General features: G+C 47.5%; 12 protein-coding genes and 2 tRNA genes. 5 read left to right on the top strand and 9 right to left on the bottom strand.

Annotated elements, in window-relative coordinates; translation table 11 throughout:
• Positions 1-110 precede the first annotated feature (110 nt).
• Positions 111-5,627, top strand: a complete 5,517-nt coding sequence (locus tag AM279_RS11525; protein ID WP_054408187.1) for an alpha-2-macroglobulin family protein — start codon at positions 111-113, stop codon at positions 5,625-5,627.
• A 57-nt stretch (positions 5,628-5,684) separates the two neighbouring features.
• Here the strand turns inward: AM279_RS11525 and AM279_RS11520 are convergent, their stop codons facing one another.
• Positions 5,685-6,203, bottom strand: coding sequence for a hypothetical protein (locus AM279_RS11520; RefSeq protein ID WP_054408186.1), 519 nt, complete (start codon positions 6,201-6,203; stop codon positions 5,685-5,687).
• Between the two features lie 165 nt (positions 6,204-6,368).
• On the opposite strand from AM279_RS11520, the gene pbpC reads away from it, so the two are divergent.
• The 3 genes from pbpC (at position 6,369) to AM279_RS11505 (ending at position 9,240) form a co-directional block, all read left to right on the top strand.
• Complete coding sequence (gene pbpC, locus AM279_RS11515) at positions 6,369-8,783, top strand: penicillin-binding protein 1C (protein WP_054408185.1); 2,415 nt, start codon at positions 6,369-6,371, stop codon at positions 8,781-8,783.
• Between the two features lie 287 nt (positions 8,784-9,070).
• Positions 9,071-9,143, top strand: a tRNA-Gly gene (locus AM279_RS11510).
• 11 nt (positions 9,144-9,154) lie between these two features.
• Positions 9,155-9,240, top strand: a tRNA-Leu gene (locus AM279_RS11505).
• A 274-nt stretch (positions 9,241-9,514) separates the two neighbouring features.
• Here the strand turns inward: AM279_RS11505 and AM279_RS11500 are convergent.
• The 5 genes from AM279_RS11500 to AM279_RS11480 all read right to left on the bottom strand — a co-directional run bounded on the left by AM279_RS11500 (position 9,515) and on the right by AM279_RS11480 (position 17,187).
• Entirely contained in the window at positions 9,515-10,576 is a 1,062-nt protein-coding gene (locus AM279_RS11500; protein WP_054408184.1) for a phytase, read from the bottom strand.
• Positions 10,577-10,578: 2 nt separating this feature from the next.
• Positions 10,579-11,565 carry a metallophosphoesterase gene (locus AM279_RS11495; protein ID WP_054408183.1) on the bottom strand — a complete coding sequence of 329 codons (987 nt, stop codon included), beginning with the start codon at positions 11,563-11,565 and terminating at the stop codon, positions 10,579-10,581.
• A gap of 69 nt (positions 11,566-11,634) precedes the next feature.
• Positions 11,635-14,448 (bottom strand): TonB-dependent receptor, encoded by a 2,814-nt coding sequence (locus tag AM279_RS11490; RefSeq protein WP_054408182.1) that lies wholly within the window; start codon positions 14,446-14,448, stop codon positions 11,635-11,637.
• 121 nt (positions 14,449-14,569) lie between these two features.
• Entirely contained in the window at positions 14,570-14,788 is a 219-nt protein-coding gene (locus AM279_RS11485; RefSeq protein WP_160316445.1) for a hypothetical protein, read from the bottom strand.
• 272 nt (positions 14,789-15,060) lie between these two features.
• The gene (locus AM279_RS11480; RefSeq protein WP_054408180.1) at positions 15,061-17,187 is read right to left on the bottom strand and encodes a S46 family peptidase; all 2,127 of its coding nucleotides are present in this window, start codon (positions 17,185-17,187) and stop codon (positions 15,061-15,063) included.
• A gap of 130 nt (positions 17,188-17,317) precedes the next feature.
• Between AM279_RS11480 and AM279_RS11475 the strand changes: the two genes are divergently transcribed.
• Positions 17,318-18,031, top strand: a complete 714-nt coding sequence (locus AM279_RS11475) for a hypothetical protein (RefSeq protein ID WP_054408179.1) — start codon at positions 17,318-17,320, stop codon at positions 18,029-18,031.
• A 431-nt stretch (positions 18,032-18,462) separates the two neighbouring features.
• Here the strand turns inward: AM279_RS11475 and fabD are convergent, their stop codons facing one another.
• The 3 genes from fabD to AM279_RS11460 form a co-directional block, all read right to left on the bottom strand.
• Positions 18,463-19,338 carry an ACP S-malonyltransferase gene (fabD, locus tag AM279_RS11470; RefSeq protein WP_054408178.1) on the bottom strand — a complete coding sequence of 292 codons (876 nt, stop codon included), beginning with the start codon at positions 19,336-19,338 and terminating at the stop codon, positions 18,463-18,465.
• 48 nt (positions 19,339-19,386) lie between these two features.
• Positions 19,387-20,553: a formate-dependent phosphoribosylglycinamide formyltransferase gene (gene purT, locus AM279_RS11465; RefSeq protein WP_054408177.1), complete on the bottom strand. Its 1,167-nt coding sequence runs from the start codon at positions 20,551-20,553 to the stop codon at positions 19,387-19,389.
• A gap of 167 nt (positions 20,554-20,720) precedes the next feature.
• Positions 20,721-21,332 carry a hypothetical protein gene (locus AM279_RS11460; protein ID WP_054408176.1) on the bottom strand — a complete coding sequence of 204 codons (612 nt, stop codon included), beginning with the start codon at positions 21,330-21,332 and terminating at the stop codon, positions 20,721-20,723.
• Positions 21,333-21,628 lie beyond the last annotated feature (296 nt).

Genomic DNA, 21,628 nt, shown 5'->3' with positions numbered 1-21,628 from the left:
TTAAATATATTTCTTTCATTTATTGCAATATTTGTAAGATATTGTTAGTTATAGCGAAAAGTACAGCTCGCTTTTTAACACGTTTTCGATAACCTAACCAATCCAATACCATGAAAACCCTCAGGCTGTGGCTATGCCTTGTAGCCGTTACCGTGGCACTGCATTCGTGCACCAAATCAGGCAAAGATTTCGACTCTGTTTTTGCACAATTCAAAGAATTTATCACCAGTTTTTCGTCCGGCATTATTTCCTCAAATTCTGATATTCAGGTGGGGCTTGCTATTTCTAAAAAAGAATGGGTGCCCGGGCAGGAGCTTGATAAGGAGTATTTTAGTATATCGCCATCGGTAAAAGGTAAGGTGGTGTACCAGCAGGGCAATATCATTGCCTTTAAGCCGTCTGAGCCGCTGGATAGCGATAAAGAATACCGTGTAACGCTACACCTTTCAAAATTTATAAAAACACCAAAAGGGCTTGAGGATTTTAATTTCCGTGTAAAAACCATACGCCAGGATTTTATGGTGCAGGCAACTGATTTGCAAAGCTACAGCCGCGACTGGCAGTACCTTAACGGTACGCTAAAAGCCAGCGACAAGCTTGATGTTGCCGTTGCCCGCAAGCTGGTTACAGCTGAGCAGGACGGCCGCAAGCTACCTGTACGTTTTAGCGGCACGGGTACAAACGCACAGTTCAGCTTTATTATAGACAGCATTCAGCGCAAAGTGGCTGACAGCAAGGTGAAAATAAGCTGGGACGGCAACCCGTATGATATTGACCGAAAGGGTACAGAGGAATTTATTGTGCCCGGCAAGGATAATTTTAAAGTGATAAGCGTAGAGCCTCAGCCCGAAGACAACCAAACGCTGCTGATAAACTTTAGCGACCCGCTGCGCAAAGACCAGAATTTTGCAGGGCTTGTTGCTATAGAAAATGCCACGGGGCTGACTTTTGCTACTGAGGGTAACCTGCTTAAAGTGTTTTTCCCGGAGCCGGTTAACGGCGATTTCCTTGTAGAGGTATTCCAGGGGATTGAAAGCGCCGATGGTTATAAAACCAAGGACACCTGGACGCAAAAAATAGCTTTTGAGCAGTTGAAGCCCGAGGTGCGCTTTATAAAAAGCGGTACTATACTGCCGGCATCCAGCAACCTGAAAATAAACTTTGAGGCCGTAAACCTGGCTAAGGTTGATGTTAAGGTATACCGCATTTTTGAGAATAACGTAATGCAGTTCCTTCAGGATAACACGCTAAACGGCAGCTACAGCCTGCGAAAAGTAGCCAAGCCTGTAGCTATGAAAACCCTGGAGCTCAATACCGATAAAATGCTAAACTACGGCAAGTGGAATGCCTATGCCATAGACCTTTCTACCATTATAAGCCCCGAACCGGGCGCTATTTACAGGCTTGAGATTACGGCTAAAAAAGCGTATTCCCTATACAAATGCGGCGATGTAAAAGTAGAAGACGATCCGGGTACCGATCTTGATGAGGTGGAGGAGCGCGAAGACTATGCCGGGGAGTATGACTATGAAACATACGACGACGAGTATTACGACTACTATCCGTATGATTATAACTGGAGCGAGCGCGACAACCCGTGCACAAGCAGCTATTATTATGACCGTAAAATAGCCACAAACGTGCTGGCCAGCGACCTGGGTGTGATTGCCAAAAAAGGCGGTAACGATACCTATTTCTTCGCGGTAACAAGCATAACCACCACGCAGCCCGTGGCAGGTGCCAGTGTGGAATTGTTTACCTACCAAAGGCAAAAAGTGGCAACAGCGCAAACCAATGCACAGGGTATTGTGAACATCAGTACCGATGAGGAGGCGTTTTTTGCCATCATAAAAAAAGATAAAAATACCACCTATGTAAAACTGCAGGACGGCACGGCGCAGTCGGTCTCAAACTTTGAGGTGGACGGCACCAAGCTGCAACGCGGGCTTAAGGGCTACATTTATGGCGAACGCGGCGTTTGGAGGCCGGGCGATACGTTGTTCATCGGGTTTATCCTGAACGACAGGGCGGCTAAACTGCCCGATTCGCACCCTATAAAACTACGCCTTAGCGACCCTAACGGCAAGGCAGTATTCCAAACCGTGCAGGGCTATGACCCTAAAAACCACTACAAGTTTATTGTGCCTACGCTGGCCTCTGCACCTACAGGTAACTGGGAGGCGCGGGTATCGGTAGGTGGGGCGCATTTCTACAAAACCATCAAGATAGAAACCATTAAGCCCAACAGGCTCAAGATAAAAAACAGCTTTGACGGTAAAACCATTTATGCTGCCAGCCAAAACAAAGGCAGTGTTGAGGTAACGTGGCTGCACGGCGCTATTGCCAAAGGGCTTAAGGTAGAAATGCAGGCCAAGTTTATGATGCAGGCCAACGAGTTTAAAGGTTATAAAAACTTTGTGTTTGAAGACCCCGCGCAGGATTTTAGCACTGAGGAAATAAATATATTTAGCGGTGTAGTAAACGATAATGGTGTGGCACAGGTAACACTCGACCCGCAGCTGGAAACCCGCGCACCGGGTATGCTTAAGGCAGCTATTATTACCAAGGCTTATGAAAAAGGCGGCGACTTTAGTACCGATGTGGTTACGGCTACCTATTCGCCTTATGATACCTACGTGGGCGTTCGCGCACCGGAAGGCAATAAGTATGGTATGCTGGAAACCGGCAAGAACCAAAAGTTTGACATTGCCACGGTAGACGAAAAAGGCAAAGCCCGCGCCGGCCGCGTAGTAGAGGTTAAAGTATACAAAGTGCAGTGGAGCTGGTGGTGGGATGCCTCTCACGGCAACTCATCGGCCTATAACACGGCATTGGCTAATACGCCTTACCGTACCTTTCAGGTTACAACTGATGGCAGCGGTAAGGCCAACGTTAACTTTAAAACCGAAGAAAATGAGTGGGGCCGCTACCTTGTGCGTGCTACCGATGTAGATGGAGGGCACTCGGCCGGGCAAACCGTGTATATAGATTACCCTTACTGGAGCGCGCGCTCTAAAAACAGCGGTGGCGAAGACGCAGCCATGCTGGTCTTTAAAACCGATAAAGAGAAATACAATGTGGGCGAAAAAGCCGTGGTATCCTTTCCGTCAGGAGAGGGTGGGCGTGCACTGGTATCGGTAGAAAACGGTACGCAGGTGCTGGAAACCTACTGGGTGCAAACGCAAAAAGGCGAAACACAGCTCACCATCCCGGTAACGGAAAAAATGGCGCCCAACGTGTACATCTACATTACGCTTATACAACCACACGCTACAACAGCAAATGATTCGCCTATAAGGCTATACGGTATTGTGCCTGTCGAGGTAATAAACAAAAGCACGGTTTTAGAACCTGTAATTGCTATGCCGGATGTGCTGAAACCGGAGACTAAGACCACCGTAAAAGTCAGCGAAAAGAACGGCACGCCTATGACCTATACCATTGCCGTGGTAGACGAAGGCCTGCTGGACCTTACCCGCTTTAAAACGCCAAACGCATGGAATGCCTTTTATGCCAAAGAAGCCCTGGGCGTGCGCACGTGGGATATTTATGATGATGTAATAGGTGCTTACGGCGGCAAGGTAAACCAGGTGTTTAGCATAGGTGGCGATGAAGACCTTGGCGGCGGCAATGCCAAAAAGGCCAACCGCTTTAAGCCTGTGGTTATTTACCTTGGGCCGTATACACTTGGCAAAGGCCAAACCCGTGTGCACGATATTAAACTGCCGCAGTACATCGGTTCGGTACGTACCATGGTAGTAGCTGCCAATACAGATTTAGCAGCATACGGCAGCGCCGAAAAAGCCACGCCGGTACGCAGCCCGCTTATGGTGCTGTCTTCGCTTCCGCGGAAAGCCACACCGGGCGAGAAAATAACGCTTCCGGTAACGCTGTTTGCTATGGAAAACAACGTGAAAAACGTAACGCTACAGGTGAAGACCAATAACGGTTTCCGCATTGTGGGCCCGGCATCGCAAAATGTAAGTTTTACGCGCCCGGATGAAAAGATTGCGTATTTTGACCTTGAGGTGGGCAGTACAACGGGCATTGGCAAGGTGTCGGTCATTGCAACATCGGGCAGTACCAAAACCAGCTACGATGTAGAGCTTGATATTGTAAACCCTAACCCGGTTACCACTAATTATAAAGAAGTTATTATAGATGCCGGTAAGAGCGCCACAATAGACTGGGCGGCCTTTGGTGTTGCCGGTACCAACAAGGCGAAGCTTGAAATTTCGAGCTTCCCAAGCATTGATTTTAACCGCAGGCTGGATTACCTGATTCAGTACCCGCACGGTTGTTTGGAGCAAACCACAAGCAGCGCGTTCCCGCAATTATACCTTGCTGATATAGCTGATATAGATGCCGCACGCAAAAATAAAATACAGGGCAATATAAAGGCAGCCATACAAAGGCTGGGGCAGTTTCAGCTGGGTGATGGTGGCTTTAGCTACTGGCCGGGCAACACCCAGGCAGACGACTGGGGCTCAAGCTATGTGGGGCACTTTTTTGTTGAGGCCGAGAAAAAAGGCTATGCCCTGCCTATGAATGCCAAACGCCAGTGGATAAACTACCAGCAGCGCATGGCCCGCAACTGGCGCTACAACAACGGCTACCGTAACGATATTGCACAGGCATACAGGCTTTATACGCTGGCCCTTGCCGGCAGTGCCGACCTGAGCAGCATGAACCGCCTGCGCGAAACGGGGGGCATCAGCAACGAGGCACGCTTAAGACTGGCGGCAGCTTATGCGCTGGCAGGCCAGAAGAATGTGGGGCTCGAAATGCTGGCTAAGGCAACTATAGACGATTATAATGAGCAGTACTATTACTACTATGGTTCGGCGGTGCGCAACCGTGCCATGGCGCTGGAAACCCTTGTAGTGCTGGGGCAGAAGGAGCAGGCCTGGAACCTGGCGGTTAAGCTGGCTAAAGATATGTCTGGCGATAGCTGGATGAGTACGCAAACTACAGCCTACAGCCTGTATGCCATGAGCAAATTTGCACAGGGCACAGGAAGCAAAGGGCTTGATGCATCTTACACCTTTAAAGGAAAATCTGAAGCCATAAAAACCGGTAAGAGCTTTGCCGACCGTTCGCTTGAAGTAAGTACAGATAATGCCGTAACGGTTAAGAACAACAAGCAGGGGGCGCTGTATGTTAAGGTTATTTACAGCGGCATATTGCCTGTGGGCCAGGAAATGGCCGAAGAGCGCGGCCTGCATACCAATATTGTGTTTAAAGACCGCAGCGGCAAGGTTATTAACCCGTCTCAGCTGCCGCAGGGCACCGAGTTTGTGGCTGAGGTTACGGTTTCTAACCAAAAGAATGAGTATGTGCAGAATATAGCGCTTACGCAAATTGTGCCGTCAGGGTGGGAGATTGTAAATACACGTTTTACCGATTTTGGCAGCTATGCCGAGAACAACGTGGATTATACGGATATTCGTGATGACAGGACTAATTTTTACTTCCCGCTCAAAGCGCACGAAACCAAAACGTTCAGGATACTGCTCAACGCCAGCTACCCGGGCAGCTACTACCTGCCGGGCATACAGGCCGAGGCCATGTATGACAACAACTACCTGAGCAGGACCAAAGGGCAATGGGTTAATGTGGTGAGGTAATAAATAAAAACAAGAAACCCCGGCAATTGCCGGGGTTTGTATATACTATTGTTGAAATTAATTCGGTAGCGAATATTCTTTTATTGAGGCTACATAATCAGAAATGAAATCCTGGAATTGATTCAGGTTCATTATGTTGTTGTTGTTAACCATAATATCCAGCACGTAGCGGTTTTTAAGGATAACCTTGTAACCATAAATGCGTTTTGTTCCGGTATTAACATCGTGTGAAACAATGCTTTTGGTTCCCAGTTTAAGGCGGCTTACCGTCATCGCGCTTTTGTCTGATGATTTTTTAGCAATTTCATATTTAGACTCTGCGTCTTCCAGCATGCCGTGGTTTGATTCCTGCTTTGTATCGGTAAGTATTATGCTGAAAACCTGTTGGTTCTCTCCGTCGCCTATAGTGTAATAGGTTGTTATATACCCCTGTTCGCACACAAAGCCCTGTGCCAGAGAGTATTTGTCATAGCGTTGCAGGTTAGGCAGTGCGCCTATAAGGTTTTTGCAAATGTCTGCCTGGGCAAAAATTGCTGTTGTAACCAGGGTAAAGGTGATAGTAAGGAGTTTTTTCATAAGTAGTAATTTTTGCTGTAAAAATACTGGTATTTTTTTAGAAAGCTATTTTATTAATAATACTTTTTAGTGATATGTCCTGCATAAAAACGCAGGCAGCACACGCTTTAGTATGCATAAAACGTTTTACATTTACATAAACCGCCAACCGGTATACAACTAACAATGGCCAAATTCTTACAGCAGGCTGCCCTTAAAGCCGCTGCTTTTTTTCAGCATATTTTTAACCGCATTGCCCGGTGGGTAAAACGCAACCGTATTAAGTCGGCACTTATGGCGGTGCTGCTGGTATGGTACTACTTTTGCCTGCCCCGCACGTTGTTTAAAGACCCGTACAGCACCGTGATTGAAAGCACTGAGGGCGAACTCCTGGGTGCCCGCATAGCCCGGGATGGGCAGTGGCGTTTCCCGGAGCAGGACAGTATACCCGAAAAATTTAAAAAATGCATAGTGTATTTTGAAGACCAGCATTTTTACAAGCACCCCGGCTTTAACCCCGTGGCTATTGTAAAGGCCATGAAGCAAAACCATGATGCAGGCAGGGTGGTGCGCGGGGGCAGTACCCTTACGCAGCAGGTTATCCGCCTGAGCAGGGGCGGGGAGGAGCGCAGCTATGCCGAAAAGATAATTGAGATGATACTGGCCACCCGCCTGGAGCTGCGCCACAGCAAAGACCAAATTTTAGGGCTGTATGCCGCCCACGCTCCGTTTGGGGGTAATGTGGTGGGGCTTGATATGGCTGCCTGGCGCTACTTTGGCGTACAGCCGCACCAGCTTTCGTGGGCAGAGAGTGCCACGCTGGCCGTGCTGCCCAATGCCCCAGGCCTTATTTATCCCGGCAAGAACCAGCAAAAGCTTCGCGATAAGCGCGACAGGCTGCTTAAAAAGCTGTTTGACGAAAAAATAATAGATAAGACCACTTATGAACTTTCGTTGCAGGAGGGGCTTCCGCAGAAGCCGTATGACCTGCCGCAGGCCGCGCCGCACCTGCTTCAGAATATTGCAAAGGCAAAAGAAGGCCAACGCATAAAAACCACCGTTAAGCACAGCCTGCAGGAACGCGTTAACCAGATTGCCGCCCGCTACTACCAGGAATACCGCCAAACCGAGGTGCACAACCTGGCCGTTATGGTGGTAGATGTGCAAACGCGTAACATTGTGGCTTATGTGGGCAATGCCCCAACCGACCGCAAGCACGGCAAAGATGTAGATATTATACCTGCACCGCGCAGTACCGGCAGTATTTTAAAGCCGCTGCTGTTTGCCAATATGCTCGATGAGGGCGAACTGCTGCCCAACACCCTGATTGCCGATGTACCCACACAAATTTCGGGCTATACGCCAAAGAACTATGAACTGACGTATGACGGGGCGGTACCGGCACAACGGGCGCTTTCACGCTCGCTGAACATACCCGCAGTGCTGATGCTGAAGCAGCACGGCATCCGCAAATTTTATGATGAGTTGCAGAATTATAAGTTGCGCGATGTTAACAAGCAGCCTGACCATTACGGGCTCTCGCTTATACTGGGTGGGGCAGAGAGTAACCTGTGGGATTTGTGCCGCACCTACGCCGGGCTTACGGGTACGCTGAACCATTTTACCGCCACACAGGCCAAATACCGTAAGGGCGAATTTGCCGAACTGAACTGGGACAGCAGCATTACGCGTGAATTTGGCAGCGAAACCTACCAAAAGCCACAGCTTGGGGCGGGTAGTATATGGCTTACGTATAATGCCATGAAAGAGGTTAACCGCCCGCAGGGTGATGAGGCCTGGCGCTTTTATGATTCGTCGTTACAAATAGCGTGGAAAACCGGCACCAGTTTTGGCGGGCGAGACGGTTGGGCCATAGGCACCAGCTCGCGCTATGTAGTGGGCGTTTGGGTAGGCAATGCATCGGGCGAAGGCAGGCCATCGCTTACCGGGGTGGGCAGTGCTGCGCCTATTTTGTTTGATGTGTTTAACCTGTTGCCGCGCACCCCGTGGTTTGCCGCCCCGCTTAACGATATGGAAAAGGCAGATATATGTGCCCTAAGCGGCCACCTGGCAGGTGAATACTGCCCCGTACAGCAGCAGTGGATTCCCGTTAATGCAAAGAAAACAGCGGTATGCCCGTATCATAAGCTGGTGCACCTTGACATAACCGGCCAATATCGTGTAAACAGCAATTGCGAAAGTATAGACAACATGGTTGCCCGGCCGTGGTTTGTACTGCCACCGGTTATGGAGTGGTATTACAAAACAAAGCACATAAACTACCTGCCGCTGCCGCCCTTTAGGGATGATTGCCGTGAGGGCAACGCAGCGGCGCTTGATTTTATTTATCCGCAGCAGGATGGTAAAATATACCTTACTAAAGATTTTAACGGCGCTGTGCAGCCCTTTATGGCCCGTGCCGCCCACACCCAGCGCAATGCAAAGCTGTTTTGGTACCTTAACGATGTTTATCTGGGCACCACCCAAACCTATCACGAAATGCCCATTAAGGCCAAAAGCGGCCGGTATGTTATTACCGTAACCGATGAGGCGGGTAATGAAGTGCGGCGCACTATTATTGTTGAGGCAGGTAGCAGCTAGCAGGTAGCAGGTAGCAGGTTTGCGGCGGCCCTGTAGGGGCCGGACTTTTCAAAGCCCCGGGTATCGCCCTGGGAAGGAATCAGTGGGTGATGCATAAATTTGATGGTTTTTTACCGAACTTTAGCATTGCCCTGAAAAAAGATGAAAAAATTTTCATTTTTAAAAATAACGTTTTCAGAAGGTTATGAAATTTGTGTAATTTTTTTTTGAAAAAGGCTTGCAGAATTAAAATTATGGCCTACATTTGCACTCGCAATACGGAAGTAACGCCAACAAATTGAAATAATGCGAAAATAGCTCAGTTGGTAGAGCGCCACCTTGCCAAGGTGGAGGTCGCGGGTTCGAATCCCGTTTTTCGCTCGAAAGTTTAAGCTCGAGTGGTGGAATCGGTAGACACGCTGGACTTAAAATCCAGTGGGCAGTAATGCCCGTGCGGGTTCAAGTCCCGCCTTGAGTACTAAAAAACCAAGGCCCTGACGCAAGTCAGGGTCTTTTTTATTTGCAATAAATTGTGTTTGCATATTTTGTTCCCCCGGCTTAAGCCGAGGGCAAATCATTTCGTAGGAACTGGAACAGGCAAATCTTTCAGTTTATAATCATTTACACCCAGTTTCAGCCTACAGCAATCATTTGTCCCTGGCTTTAGCCAGGGGGAAACAGGGAAAACTTCATTCAATAAAAAAAGGAAGGGCATTACACCCTTCCTTCTCATCATTAATAAAACTCCAAATTTATTTTTTAAGGCCGTAGCCGGCATCTATAAGTTTCTGGATAATATTCCAGTCGTAATAGTGAAACGTCATGCCGTTGCTCATGGCTACCAGCATCCCGTTACGGAAGTTGCCGCCCAGGTTTATGCTTGTGGCATCGGCGCCATCGCATTCAATTGTTGAGGTAGGTATTTCGGCAAGCAGCGGGTGGTTGTTGGTGTTGCCGTTAGCACCCTCGCGCGGGAAAACCATAAACGTGTTGGCCTGCTGGTTAGATACCAGTATGTAGCCTGTTTTAGGGCTGCTTTTGTAAATGGCTATACCCTCGTGGTCTGATACAAAACCCTGTGTGCCGAACAGCACCAGTTCGTTGTCGTTTTTGGCATCCGGGTCGGCTATGTACTTTTTAATGCCTACGGTTTCGTCGCAGTAATAAATAAAGCCCAGTTCGTTATCTACGGCTATGGCTTCTATTTCTTTTTTACCGCTAAAGCTGCCGAATTTGCGCACCACCGTTGCGGCTGCATATCCGTTGCCTGAATCGCTTATTTTGTACTGCCACAGGTATGAACCCGTTGGCCCGCTTTTGCGCCCTACAACGGCAAATATGGCCTTGTCTTGCGGGCGGGTGTAAATGGCCACACCCATTGGCCCCTGTTCGGCCTCGCCTTCAAAAACCGGGATGCCACCGTTATCAAGGGGCTTCATATCCGGAATTGAGAATATGCGAATCATGTTGCGCTCGCGTTCTGTGGTAATGACCACATCATATTTTTTGCCGCCTATGGTAAGGCCATACGCCAGGTCTACATTATTGGGCCTTTTAAGCGTTTCGCTTTTGCCTACAATCTTCCCGGCAAGGTCATACACATACAGGCCACCTTCGGTATCCTTGTCAGTGCCTATTACAAGGCTTTTAGAGGCGTCTGCGGGGTTAATCCATATACATGGGTCATCTGTATCGTGTGGGGTTGGCTGTGTTACCACAGTGGGTGTAATGGCATCGGCCTTTATGGGTGCCAGGCTGCTTTTGCATGAAGCCATAAGTGCTGCGCCGGCCAATAGTGCTATATATTTTTGCATTGTTACTTTTTGTTTATTTCGGTTGTGTATAAAATTTTCCCTTCATGGTTAACTACCTGCACCAGCAGTTTATTGCTTGTGATGGAAAACGTCATGAAGCCCGCCTGGCTTTCGGCAAACAGCGTGCCCTCGGTTTTTCCGGTAGGCCTTACCTCGCTTGCCGCGCCCGAAAGAAACTGCGTGGTGTACCTGCCTTTAGGCTTAATGATTTGCAGGTCGTGCTCGTGCCCGCAAATGTAGGCATCAACCCTGTAAGTGTCAAACACGCCGGCAAAGCGCTCTGCAAATTTAATGGTGTCGGGGTTGGTTTTTCGTTTACCGCCGCTGTATAACGGGTGATGCCCCACTACAATTTTCCACTTTACCTTCTCGTCGGCATTTTTAAGGGTTTCGGTAAGCCACTGCGTTTGTGCAAGGGTGTCCTGGGCAATAATGTTTTCATACATCATGCCCGGCTTGCGGTAGCTGTCTATGTAGGGGTTGGTGTCCATAACCACCATAAGTACTTTGTCTCCGTTATCAAGGTCGAAGGTTTTGCTGTAGTACTTATCGGGCATTTGCCACCTGCGGCTCACTTTTGTGTAATCTAACTGCGCCTGTATGCTGCCGCGGTAGTCGTGGTTGCCCAGGGCTACATACCAGTCGTTATGCAGGCTCATGTTTGTGTAGATGTTTTCGAAAGAAGATATCCACTGGTGGTCTTCGGTGCTTTGCACGCCGTTAGGGTAAAAATTATCGCCTACGCATACGGTAAAGTCTGACTCAATGGTCATGGCAGCCTTGCCCATTTGTTCGGCTACGGGTTTTTGGTAGTATTGCCCAAAGCGGCCAAAATCACCCAATGCCACAAAGTTAAGGCTCTTATCCAGCAGCTTCAGTTCCGGGATAAACCCCTCGCGGTAGCCTGATTTTTCTTCGGCTAAGTACTCCTGGCTGTAAATACTAAAGCTAACAAAGCCTGTAAGCAGTAATAACAGTAGTTTTTTCATACTTCTTAAAATGGATAAAAGCCGGGCAATGAAAAATCATTACCCGGCATTGATATTTTATTGCGACTTTTAAAAGTCAAACTTAAGGCCCAGGTTAAAGCGGCCCTCATAAAACTCAACCTGCTTTGTTCTTGACGAAACGCCCTGGTAGTAGCGCAGCGGCTGGTTTGTAAGGTTATTAGCCTCGGCAAAAATGCGGATGTTATCTGTAATTTTGAACGATGCATTTACATCAAGGAACGTTTGCTTGTCATAATAGCTGTCCTGGAAGGCATCGGCGCCCAGTTCATCAAGATAATCGGCAGCATAGTTAACCGATACCCTTGCAGAGAACCTGTTGTTGTCCCAGAAAAGTGAGCCGTTAAACATATGCGGCGCTGTGCCCGGAAGGCTTACGTCGTTTCTTTCATCGCCGTCTTCGCTGGCAATACCTTTTGCTTTAGAATCGGTATAGGTATAGTTGGTATAGATACCAAAGTGCCTTAAGAAGCCCGGAAGGAAATCAAGCTGGCGCTGGAACGCTACCTCAAAACCGTAAACATCTACGCTTTCGCCGTTGCGCGACTGAAGGAATGTCCAGTTTTCGCCGGCCGGTACAGGGTTAGCCTGGCCCGGGAAGTCGTTAGCAAAATCGGCAGTGGTGTACTGGTTGTTGCTGTAATTGTAGATGAAATCGTTCAGCTTTTTGTAGAAGAAACCACCCGACACAAGGCCCACCGACTTAAAGTAGTTCTCTGCCATAAAGTCGAAGTTGTAAGAGTAGGTAGCATCAAGCGCAGGGTTACCGGCTATAATTTCGGTATCGGCAGCTATGTTGTTTACATAAGGCGCAAGGGCATAATAATCAGGCCTTGCAAGCGCTGTGGTAAAGGCAGCACGCAGAATAAAATCATCTGTAGCGTTGTACTTAAACTGCAGGTTAGGCAGTATGTTAGTATACGAGTTGGTGTTGGTAATAGTACCTTCAAGCTCTTCTTCGTCAAGAACGCGGTTACCGGTATAGTCAATGTGCGTGTTTTCTATACGGGCACCCACAATAACAGATAGTTTTGATGTAATGTCCTGGTCCCAACGGATGTAACCGGCATAGATGTTTTCTTTAGCGGTATAGTTAACGGCAAGGAATTCTGAAGGGTCGAGCTCGCTTGTAAAAAGCGACGTGTTGTTAAGGTTAAGGTTGCCCAGGTATGAAGCTGAGGCAAATATGCCCGGCACATACTGGCTGCCCGGATTGTAACCGTCGCCGCCAAAGAAGCTTGTGCCTACCTGCCCAAGTGTAGGGGCATCGCCCACAGGCTCGTAAGAATAGAAAATGTTGTTACGGTCTTTGTCTTTTATCCTAACGCGAAGACCGGTCCTGATGCGGCCCTTTTGACCCTCGATAGCCGATAGCGCAAAACGGAAGTTAAGCTTGGCGCCAAATTCACTTTCCTGTGTATCGTCCCTATTTTCAGTAAGGCCTGATTGTGCAAACTCGTTTACATCTTCGCCTGTACTGCCAATAAACGGCCTCTCAGGGTTGGTTATGTTTTGGGTAAAGTCAAGACCTTCCTGTTCAAACTCAATATACCTTTCGCCCGGGCGGAATTCGCGCGCTTTGGCATAGTTAACCTGCCAGTCCATATCAAGGCCCGGGGTTAGCAGGTGCTCGCCACGTACCGAGTAGTTTTGCACGCGCTGGTCTTCAAGCCTGCGGCTTTTGTTGCGGCTGTTGTTTACACCGCCTTTTGTTTCGCGCTTTACGCGGCCTGTAAAGCCGTCTATGGTTTCGCCATCGGCAGCATAGTTTACCTCAATATCATCATACGTGGTGCGGAAACGGTTTTCGCGGTCGTCTCTCCAGTTGTACATGGCGTTAAGGTAAATGGTGTTGTTTTCGTTAAATTTATAATCCATGGCAAGGGCGGCACTGCGGCGTATGCGCTGTACATCATACTTGCGTATGTCCATCTCTTCAACGTAGGTATTGCCAAAATCGTCCTGAACCCAAACGGCCTCAACGTTGTCTGAACCAAAATCGTTATTGTTGTAAGAAGCACTTACCACAACGCCCAGCTTGTTATCAAGGTAGCGGTTACCGTATACAAGGCCTGCGGTGTAAATAGGGTTTTCCCTGATTGGCGCATAACCGCCTGCAAGGGTGGCAGAAATCCTTTCGCCGTTAGGTGCGGCACGGGTTATAAGGTTTACCGAACCACCTATCGCATCGGCATCCATATCGGGCGTAAGGGTTTTGTTAACTTCCATAGTGGCAATCATGTCAGATGGAATAAGGTCCATCTGCACGTTGCGGTTATCGCCTTCGGCAGAAGGGATACGGTCTCCGTTAATGGTAACCGAGTTTAGTGCCGGTGCAAGGCCGCGTATGATGATGTTACGCGCTTCGCCCTGGTCGTTTTGCATGGTAATGCCCGGTACACGCTTAAGTGCGTCGCCTATGTTACTGTCAGGAAAACGGCCTACCTGGTCAGATGAAATTACGTTGGTAATGTTCTGGTTGTTTTTTTGCTGGTTCAGCGCACGGGCCTGGCCTTTAAGGCGGTCGCCCACAATTATTACCTCTTCAAGGTTTTGGGCATCAGAACCCATAATAAAGTTAAGCACGGCGGTTTTTCCGGCTTCAACGCTTACTTCCTGTGTTTGTGTCTGGTAGCCCATATACACAACCTCTACGGTATAGCTGCCTTCCGGTACGTTTAAAAATTCGTAATCGCCTATCTGGTTAGAAACCGTGTAGCGGTTGCCATCTGCAATGCGCACGGTGGCGCCGGGTAAAGAGAAGTTGCTCTCGAGGTCGGTTATTTTACCTGAAATAACCCCTTTTTGTGCATAAGTTGCTAATGCCGAAAAGAATACGGCAAACAAAAGTAGCTTTTTAATCATGTGTTTTGCTCTTAGTAGTTAATGGGTGCAAAACTAAACCCGCGGTGTTTTGTTATGGTTAACCCTTTGTAAACAGATTTTGTGGCTGCGTTACAAAACGGTTAAGATTAAAGCCCGGTTGTTAACCTGTAAGAAACAAAAAAGCCCGTCCTGGATAGGAGGGGCCTTTGATGCTTTTACTAAAGTGTTTCTTAGTGAGCAGGCTGAGCAGCAGGAGCAGCAGTGTCAGCTGGAGCAGCAGTATCAGCTGGAGCAGCAGTGTCAACTGGAGTTGCAGGAACTTCAGTTTGAGCAGCAGTGTCAGCAGCAGCAGTGTCAGCAGAACCAGCAGCTTCACCATCTTTCTTACAAGAAACTAGAGCGATAGCAACGAATGCTAGGCTTAAAACAACTTTTTTCATCTTACTAAATTATAAAGGTTAATTATTAATTCGGAGCAAAGATATAAATTTTTTGATACCGCAAAATATTTCACACTAAATTTTTTTCGGAGTGTTTTCGCGTTGAACCTGAGAATTTTACATCAATCACATTGCTTTTTAACATATTTGCCGCTTTTTTGCCCGATATGCTGTTTGGGTAAATATTCTTACACAGCGCAGGCGCGGGTGGTTAGCGTACTATTTTCATTTCTTCAACCAGGTTTTTAGCCCCGGCAAACTTATCTACAATAAACAGCACATAGCGCATGTCTACCATTATGTTTCGGCATATAGACGGATCATAATAAATATCGCTCATGGTGCCTTCCCACACGCGGTCAAAATTAAGGCCTATAAGGTTGCCTTTTGCATCTATGGCCGGGCTACCGCTGTTGCCGCCCGTGGTATGGTTAGTGCCTATAAAGCATACCGGCATTTTGCCGTTTTCGCCATAAGGGCCATAGTCTTTAGTGTTGTACAGGTCTATAAGCTTTTGCGGAACATCAAACTCATAATCGCCGGGTACGTATTTTTCTATAACGCCGTCAAGGTAGGTAACGGGCTTGTAGTAGGTAGCGTCTTTAGGCTCATAGCCTTTAACCTTGCCATACGTTACACGCAGGGTGCTGTTAGCATCGGGGAAAATACGGGCATCTTTGGGGCTAAGCTCTACAATGGCTTTCATGTAGGTGCGTTGCAGGGCTGCCACCTTAAGGTTAAGCTCCTGGTATTTTGGTGCTACCTTATCATAATAGGTATTGGTAAGGGCGGTAACCAGCTTGTAACCCGGGTCGGCAGCCAGTTTGGCCTTAACCTCGGCAGGGGTGCCGGTAAGCAGGCTTTGCACACCTTCAAAAGACGTAAGCTTGCTTTGGCTGTAAATATCAGCGGTAAGCTTTTTAACATCAGCACCTTTGTATTCCGTTGATAAGAACTGCTGCGGCACTTTTGTAAAGTAAAGCGCTATAAGCTGCTCAAATACCTTTTCGTCTACGTTTTTATTAAACTCGCCATACAGGTCTTCAAGGGTGGCAAGTGTTTTGGTTTTTTGCGTGTTGAATGCCGCCTCGCCGTCTCTGGCAGTGCCCTCAAGGTTGTAAATGCGGTAGCCAAAGCCCAGCAGTTCTGTATTGCGTATGGTTACCTCTACAAAATAATCATAAGCCAGGGCATAGGGCTCATATTCTTTATAATATTTTTCGAAATCAGGCAGCAGGCTGCCGTATTCGGCCTGTTTGCCGGCCTTGTTTACCCAACCGGTAAACTGCTGCTCATAAGCGCGCTTTTTAGCCACGGCATTGGTTTTTTTAAGCCCCAGTACTTCGCCTATCCATTTTTTCCAATAGTTGGCGGTGCTGGCATACTTGGCGGCATACTGAATTTTAATAGCCTGATCTTTGCGCATAAAGCCGTCCTGAACCTTAAGGGCGGCATCGCGCACCTCAATCTTGGCAGGGTCGAGCACGTTAACCACCTGCTCTACGGCTACTGCCGGAAGATACTCTGTTGTGCGGCCCGGATAGCCAAACACCATGGTAAAATCATCTTCTTTAATGCCTTTTATAGACACGGGGAAGAAGTGTTTAGGGGTATAGGGCTTATTGTCTTTGCTGTATTCTGCCGGGCGGTTGTCTTTGCCGGCATAAATGCGAAACAGGCTGAAATCGCCCGTATGGCGCGGCCATACCCAGTTATCGGTATCACTGCCAAACTTGCCTATAGACGATGGCGGCGCACCCACCAGGCGGATGTCTTTAAAGGTTTCGGTTACAAACCACATATACTGGTTGCCTTCATAAAAGGTGCGTATCATGTTGTCCTGCCAGGCTTCTTTAGGAAGTGATTTGGTAAGGCTGGCTATGTTGTCTTTTATTTTTTGCTGGCGTGCTTTTTCGTCAAGCGCCTGTGTGCCCTCTAATACTTTAGTGGTAACGTCTTCTATCTTTACAATAAAGGTTACTACCATGCCGGGGTTTGCCAGTTCTTCGCCCTGGCTCATGGCCCAGAAGCCGTTGGTTAGATAATCATGCTCCAGCGAGCTGTGGTTTTGTATGGCATCAAACCCGCAGTGGTGGTTGGTAAGCAGCAGGCCCTGGTTTGAAATAACCTCTGCCGTACAGCCGCCGTTAAACTGCGGAACGGCATCTTTAAGGCTGCTGTGGTTAACGCTGTAAATATCTTCAGCAGTCATTTTCATGCCCAGGTGCTTCATTTCTTTTTCGTTCATGCCGTCGAGCAATGAGGGAATCCACATGCCACCCTGCTGTGCCAGCGCGGGCAGGGCTATGAATAAAAACAGTAAGCGTAATAGTTTCATTTAATGAGTATTTGTTTTGCGGGATGCAAGGTAGGGAATTTTACCTAATTGAAAAGTAGGGGAAAAACGGGTGTTTTTACGGGGTAGAAGTAAGAAAAGTTTTGTTAGATTTGATTTATACATTATTGATATGGAAAGACCTTTTGAAACAATTTTGAAAATTAGCTATAGCGCAGTAGAAAAAGACAAAGAAAATCTGATTTTTACATTTGACCAACTAGATAAGATTATCATTTGGGTTGTGGGTTTTTCTGTTACGACACTTTCATTAATTGTTAGTCAAATTTTTTTCGCCAATAATTATTCACGATGCATATTGAAAACTGTTTTAATACTCTGTATTATATCTACAATATTTGGTATTATTTATAGAATTAGCGCTCTTTTAAGAATCAGATATTATCAAAATATATCTTTTCATTTAGCTAATGCTTTTGCCAATCATGAAATAATGCCAATTGAAACGATGGATTTTGAGGGATATAACATAAACCAAATTAACAAGACGATTACTTCGGATTTTGGTTATGATTATTCTGATATAGTTCAATTGTATAATGATACGGATAATGCTGAAAAGCGTCAGTATTATATTGATTATCTTAAAGGTGAATATGAGCGATTAGTTGAATTGTCAAAGAAAGAATTTATCGCAGCAGAAAAGTTTGTAAAGCAAACTATGCAGGAGGCTTTTAAATTCTCTGATAAAAAAGTTGATAAACTTTTCGACAATGATAATGATATTAGTTTGTTAAAGTTTTTTGATACTCTTGGAATTGCTTCTTTTTTAATTACATTAATTAGCTTTATTTCGGTTTTAATAATATTGGTTTTTAATTATTAATTTAAGATTGCCACGCTCCGCAGGCTCCGCTCGCAAAGACAGGGCGTGAAGAAAGCAACGTGAAGACATCTGTTTAAACCGTGTTTCCATTATTTGAGATTCCTCAACTCCGCTGCGCTTCGTTCGGAATGACAGAACGTGAAGAAAGCGGCGTAAAGAAATCTGTTTAATCTGTGTTTCATTATTTGAGGTTCCTCAACTCCGCTGTGCTTCGTTCGGAATGACAAAGCGTGAAGAGAGCGGCGTGAAAAAAATCCGTGTAAATCCGCTCAATCCGCGTCATCCGCGTTCCATAATTTGATATAAACACAAAACCCCGGCTATAAACCGGGGTTTGTTGTTTTGTTACTGCAGGGTGGCTTCGACAGGCTTATGCTTCGACAGGCTCAGCATGACTGCTACCTGCTTGATCACTGAATACTGACCACTGATTAAGCTCCCGCCGTTTCTACGTCTTTGTTGATTTTTTTAACAAGGCCCTGTAGTACGTTGCCAGGGCCCACTTCTGTAAACAGGGTAGCGCCGTCGGCAATCATGTTTTGAACGCTTTGTGTCCACTTAACGGGGGCAGTAAGCTGTATGATAAGGTTTTGCTTTATGGTAGCGGCATCGCTTACGGCAGTAGCGGGTACGTTTTGGTACACCGGGCACACCGGGTTGCTAAAGGTGGTTTGTTCAATGGCGGCGGCAAGCTCTTCGCGGGCAGGCTCCATCATTGGGCTGTGGAATGCACCACCCACAGGCAGCAGCAGGGCGCGCTTGGCACCGGCAGCTTTAAGGGCTTCGCAGGCGGCTTCAACGGCTTTTGTTTCGCCGCTTATAACCAGCTGGCCGGGGCAGTTGTAGTTGGCCGCAACCACTACGCCGTCAATAGAAGCGCATACGTCTTCCACAATTTTATCTTCAAGGCCCAATACGGCAGCCATGGTGCTTGGGGTAATTTCGCAGGCTTTTTGCATGGCAGTGGCGCGTTGGCTTACCAGCTTAAGGCCGTCTTCAAAAGTAAGGGCACCGGCGGCAACCAGCGCGCTGAATTCACCCAGCGAGTGGCCTGCAACCATTTCCGGCTGGAAGCTGTCGCCCAGTGTTTTGGCAAGGATAACCGAATGCAAAAATACCGCAGGCTGTGTAACGCGGGTTTCTTTAAGCTGCTCGGCCGTGCCTTCAAACATTACATCGGTAATGCGGAAACCAAGTATATCGTTGGCTTTTTCAAACAGTTCTTTAGCCTGGGCGTTGTTTTCATACAGTTCTTTACCCATACCGGTAAACTGGGCACCCTGGCCCGGAAAAACATATGCTTCCATAGTGTGTGTCTTTGTTTGCTTTGTTATTTGTTTTTTGAAATTTGGTGCTTACGCTTCACTTACCGTTACCAGCGCCGCTGCTTCCTGTGCTTTTTTAACGAGTTCGGCCGTATCAGTACCCACGGGGCCGTAGGTTAACGAAACACCCATACGGCGATAAGGCCTTGTGGTGGGCTTGCCAAACAGGCGGAAATCCGTCTGCGGAAGTGCTGCAATAGCCTCAATGCCGGTAAATACAGGAGTGCCCATACCACTGGCCAGGATTACCGCGCTGGCACCGTGGCGTTCCAAGGTAATTTCGGCAATAGGCAGGCTTAGTATGGCACGCAGGTGCAGTTCAAACTCGCTAAAGTTTTGGGTATTGGCAAGGGTAACCATGCCGGTATCGTGCGGCCTTGGCGAAAGTTCGCTAAAATACACACCTTCATCTGTAAGGAAAAACTCAACGCCAAAGATACCTGCGCCGCCCAGGGCTTCGGTAACCTTGCGGGCCATATCCTGCGCTTCGGCAATATCGCGGTCGCTAACATGGGCGGGCTGCCAGCTTTCCTGGTAGTCGCCGCGCTCCTGGCGGTGGCCAATAGGCGCACAAAACAGGGTAGGGTTGTTGTTTTGGGTAACGGTTAATAGTGTTATCTCACTGTGGAAGTTTACAAATGCCTCAACAATAACCTCTACCACATCGCCACGGCTGCCTTCCACGGCATATTTCCAGGCTTTTTCTATATCGGCTTCAGCCTTAATGGTGCTCTGGCCTTTTCCGCTTGACGACATCAATGGTTTTACCACGCATGGTATGCCTACTTCGGCAACGGCCTTTTGCAGCTCCTCAGCCGATGTGGCATAGCGGTAGTTGGCGGTGCGCAGGCCTAAATCTTTCGCAGCCAGGTCGCGTATGGCTTTGCGGTTCATGGTAAAGTTGGCCGCTTTTGCAGAAGGCACTACGGTAATGCCCTGTTTTTCGTAATCGTAAAAACGTTCGGTGCGTATGGCCTCGATTTCAGGTACTATAAAATCAGGGTTGTGTTTTGCAACTATGGCATCGAGCGCGGCGCCGTCGAGCATGTTTATTACCTCAAAGGCATCGGCTACCTGCATGGCAGGCGCGCCTTCATAACTGTCTACGGCTATTATGGTTTGGCCCAGGCGCTGTGCGGCAATTACAAATTCTTTGCCCAGCTCTCCTGACCCTAAGAGTAGTATTTTCTTTTGCATGGTTATGCCCCCTAACCCCCAAAGGGGGAATAGCTGCCGGGGTTGGCAGTGTTATGTTGTTTATAGTTTATAGTTGGCAAAGGTAGGAATTTTAGTTTTCAGATAGCAGGTGGCAGTTTTTAAGAAGATGTGAGGCTGAGGGGGGGCAGATGAAGTATGCCCTTGTTTTACAATTGCCAGCCTATTTTCATGTTCAGTTCGCTGTAGCTGTCGCCATTGGTGTCGTTTGCCTGCATTATGCCCGGCGATATAACGAAGCGGCCAAACTGAAAGCGTAGTGCAAAGCCAAACTCATAGCCTAATGTAATGTTTTTATTTCCGGCATCGTAGATAAACACTTCAAAACTTTGGGGGTTGTAGCTGGTACTATATCCGCCCAGCCAATTGACCTGGTTGTAGTAGCCGGTGCGTATACCGCCTACCGCTATAATATCAAAATGTTTAGTGTTTATGGGGATAAGCTGTATAAATGGAGTGATTTTGTATTCCTGTATTTTTCCGGTGTACTGATATCGCTGTCCGGTAAACGGATTTTTAAAGTCCCAGTCCTGTTTGCTGTTTTGCCAGTAGCTAAGGTTCAGGCCAATGCCTATCCAGCGGTTTAGGTCTTTAGACATTTCTATACCGCCGCCAAAGCCTATGTGGTCGTTAGTGCCATAGCTGCGGTAAATTAGCTCTGTGGAAAGGTAAGTGTCTTTAAAGAAAGGCTTTTTTTCTTGCTGGGCATACGTTACGTGTGTAGTGAAAATAAATAAGGCGTAGAGGAAATAATGTTTCATGCAGGTAAGATTAATTGGTTAACGCTGTGTGGGCAAATAATATGCCATTAAAGGGTGTGGTTTTATATTTTTTACCTTGGTTTTAAGCTGATTTGTATGGGGTTTTTGTTGTCACGATCCTAAAGGGGTCACGCACATTAGCCCGGGATGGAATCCCGGGAGATGAACGGTGCATTTTTGTTTCCCGAGGGCGTTGCCCCCGGCTAATATACGCGACCCTTTCAGGGTCGGGCAATGTGGATTATTTCATACCTTTGAAGCAAACCCTCACAATGTATATATACGACAGAAAACGT

The organism is Flavobacterium akiainvivens, from assembly GCF_001278115.1.
In the GTDB taxonomy this organism is placed as follows: domain Bacteria; phylum Bacteroidota; class Bacteroidia; order Flavobacteriales; family Flavobacteriaceae; genus Flavobacterium; species Flavobacterium akiainvivens.
The sequence above is the reverse complement of the archived record's forward strand: the minus strand, read 5'-3'. Positions and strand labels throughout refer to the sequence as shown.

Excerpts from the sequence above, each read along its gene's own strand:
- AM279_RS11525 (WP_054408187.1), top strand. The coding sequence starts at position 111 with ATGAAAACCCTCAGGCTGTGGCTATGCCTTGTAGCCGTTACCGTGGCA.
- AM279_RS11520 (WP_054408186.1), bottom strand. The coding sequence starts at position 6,203 with ATGAAAAAACTCCTTACTATCACCTTTACCCTGGTTACAACAGCAATT.
- pbpC (WP_054408185.1), top strand. The coding sequence starts at position 6,369 with ATGGCCAAATTCTTACAGCAGGCTGCCCTTAAAGCCGCTGCTTTTTTT.
- AM279_RS11500 (WP_054408184.1), bottom strand. The coding sequence starts at position 10,576 with ATGCAAAAATATATAGCACTATTGGCCGGCGCAGCACTTATGGCTTCA.
- AM279_RS11495 (WP_054408183.1), bottom strand. The coding sequence starts at position 11,565 with ATGAAAAAACTACTGTTATTACTGCTTACAGGCTTTGTTAGCTTTAGT.
- AM279_RS11490 (WP_054408182.1), bottom strand. The coding sequence starts at position 14,448 with ATGATTAAAAAGCTACTTTTGTTTGCCGTATTCTTTTCGGCATTAGCA.
- AM279_RS11485 (WP_160316445.1), bottom strand. The coding sequence starts at position 14,788 with ATGGTGAAGCTGCTGGTTCTGCTGACACTGCTGCTGCTGACACTGCTG.
- AM279_RS11480 (WP_054408180.1), bottom strand. The coding sequence starts at position 17,187 with ATGAAACTATTACGCTTACTGTTTTTATTCATAGCCCTGCCCGCGCTG.
- AM279_RS11475 (WP_054408179.1), top strand. The coding sequence starts at position 17,318 with ATGGAAAGACCTTTTGAAACAATTTTGAAAATTAGCTATAGCGCAGTA.
- fabD (WP_054408178.1), bottom strand. The coding sequence starts at position 19,338 with ATGGAAGCATATGTTTTTCCGGGCCAGGGTGCCCAGTTTACCGGTATG.
- purT (WP_054408177.1), bottom strand. The coding sequence starts at position 20,553 with ATGCAAAAGAAAATACTACTCTTAGGGTCAGGAGAGCTGGGCAAAGAA.
- AM279_RS11460 (WP_054408176.1), bottom strand. The coding sequence starts at position 21,332 with ATGAAACATTATTTCCTCTACGCCTTATTTATTTTCACTACACACGTA.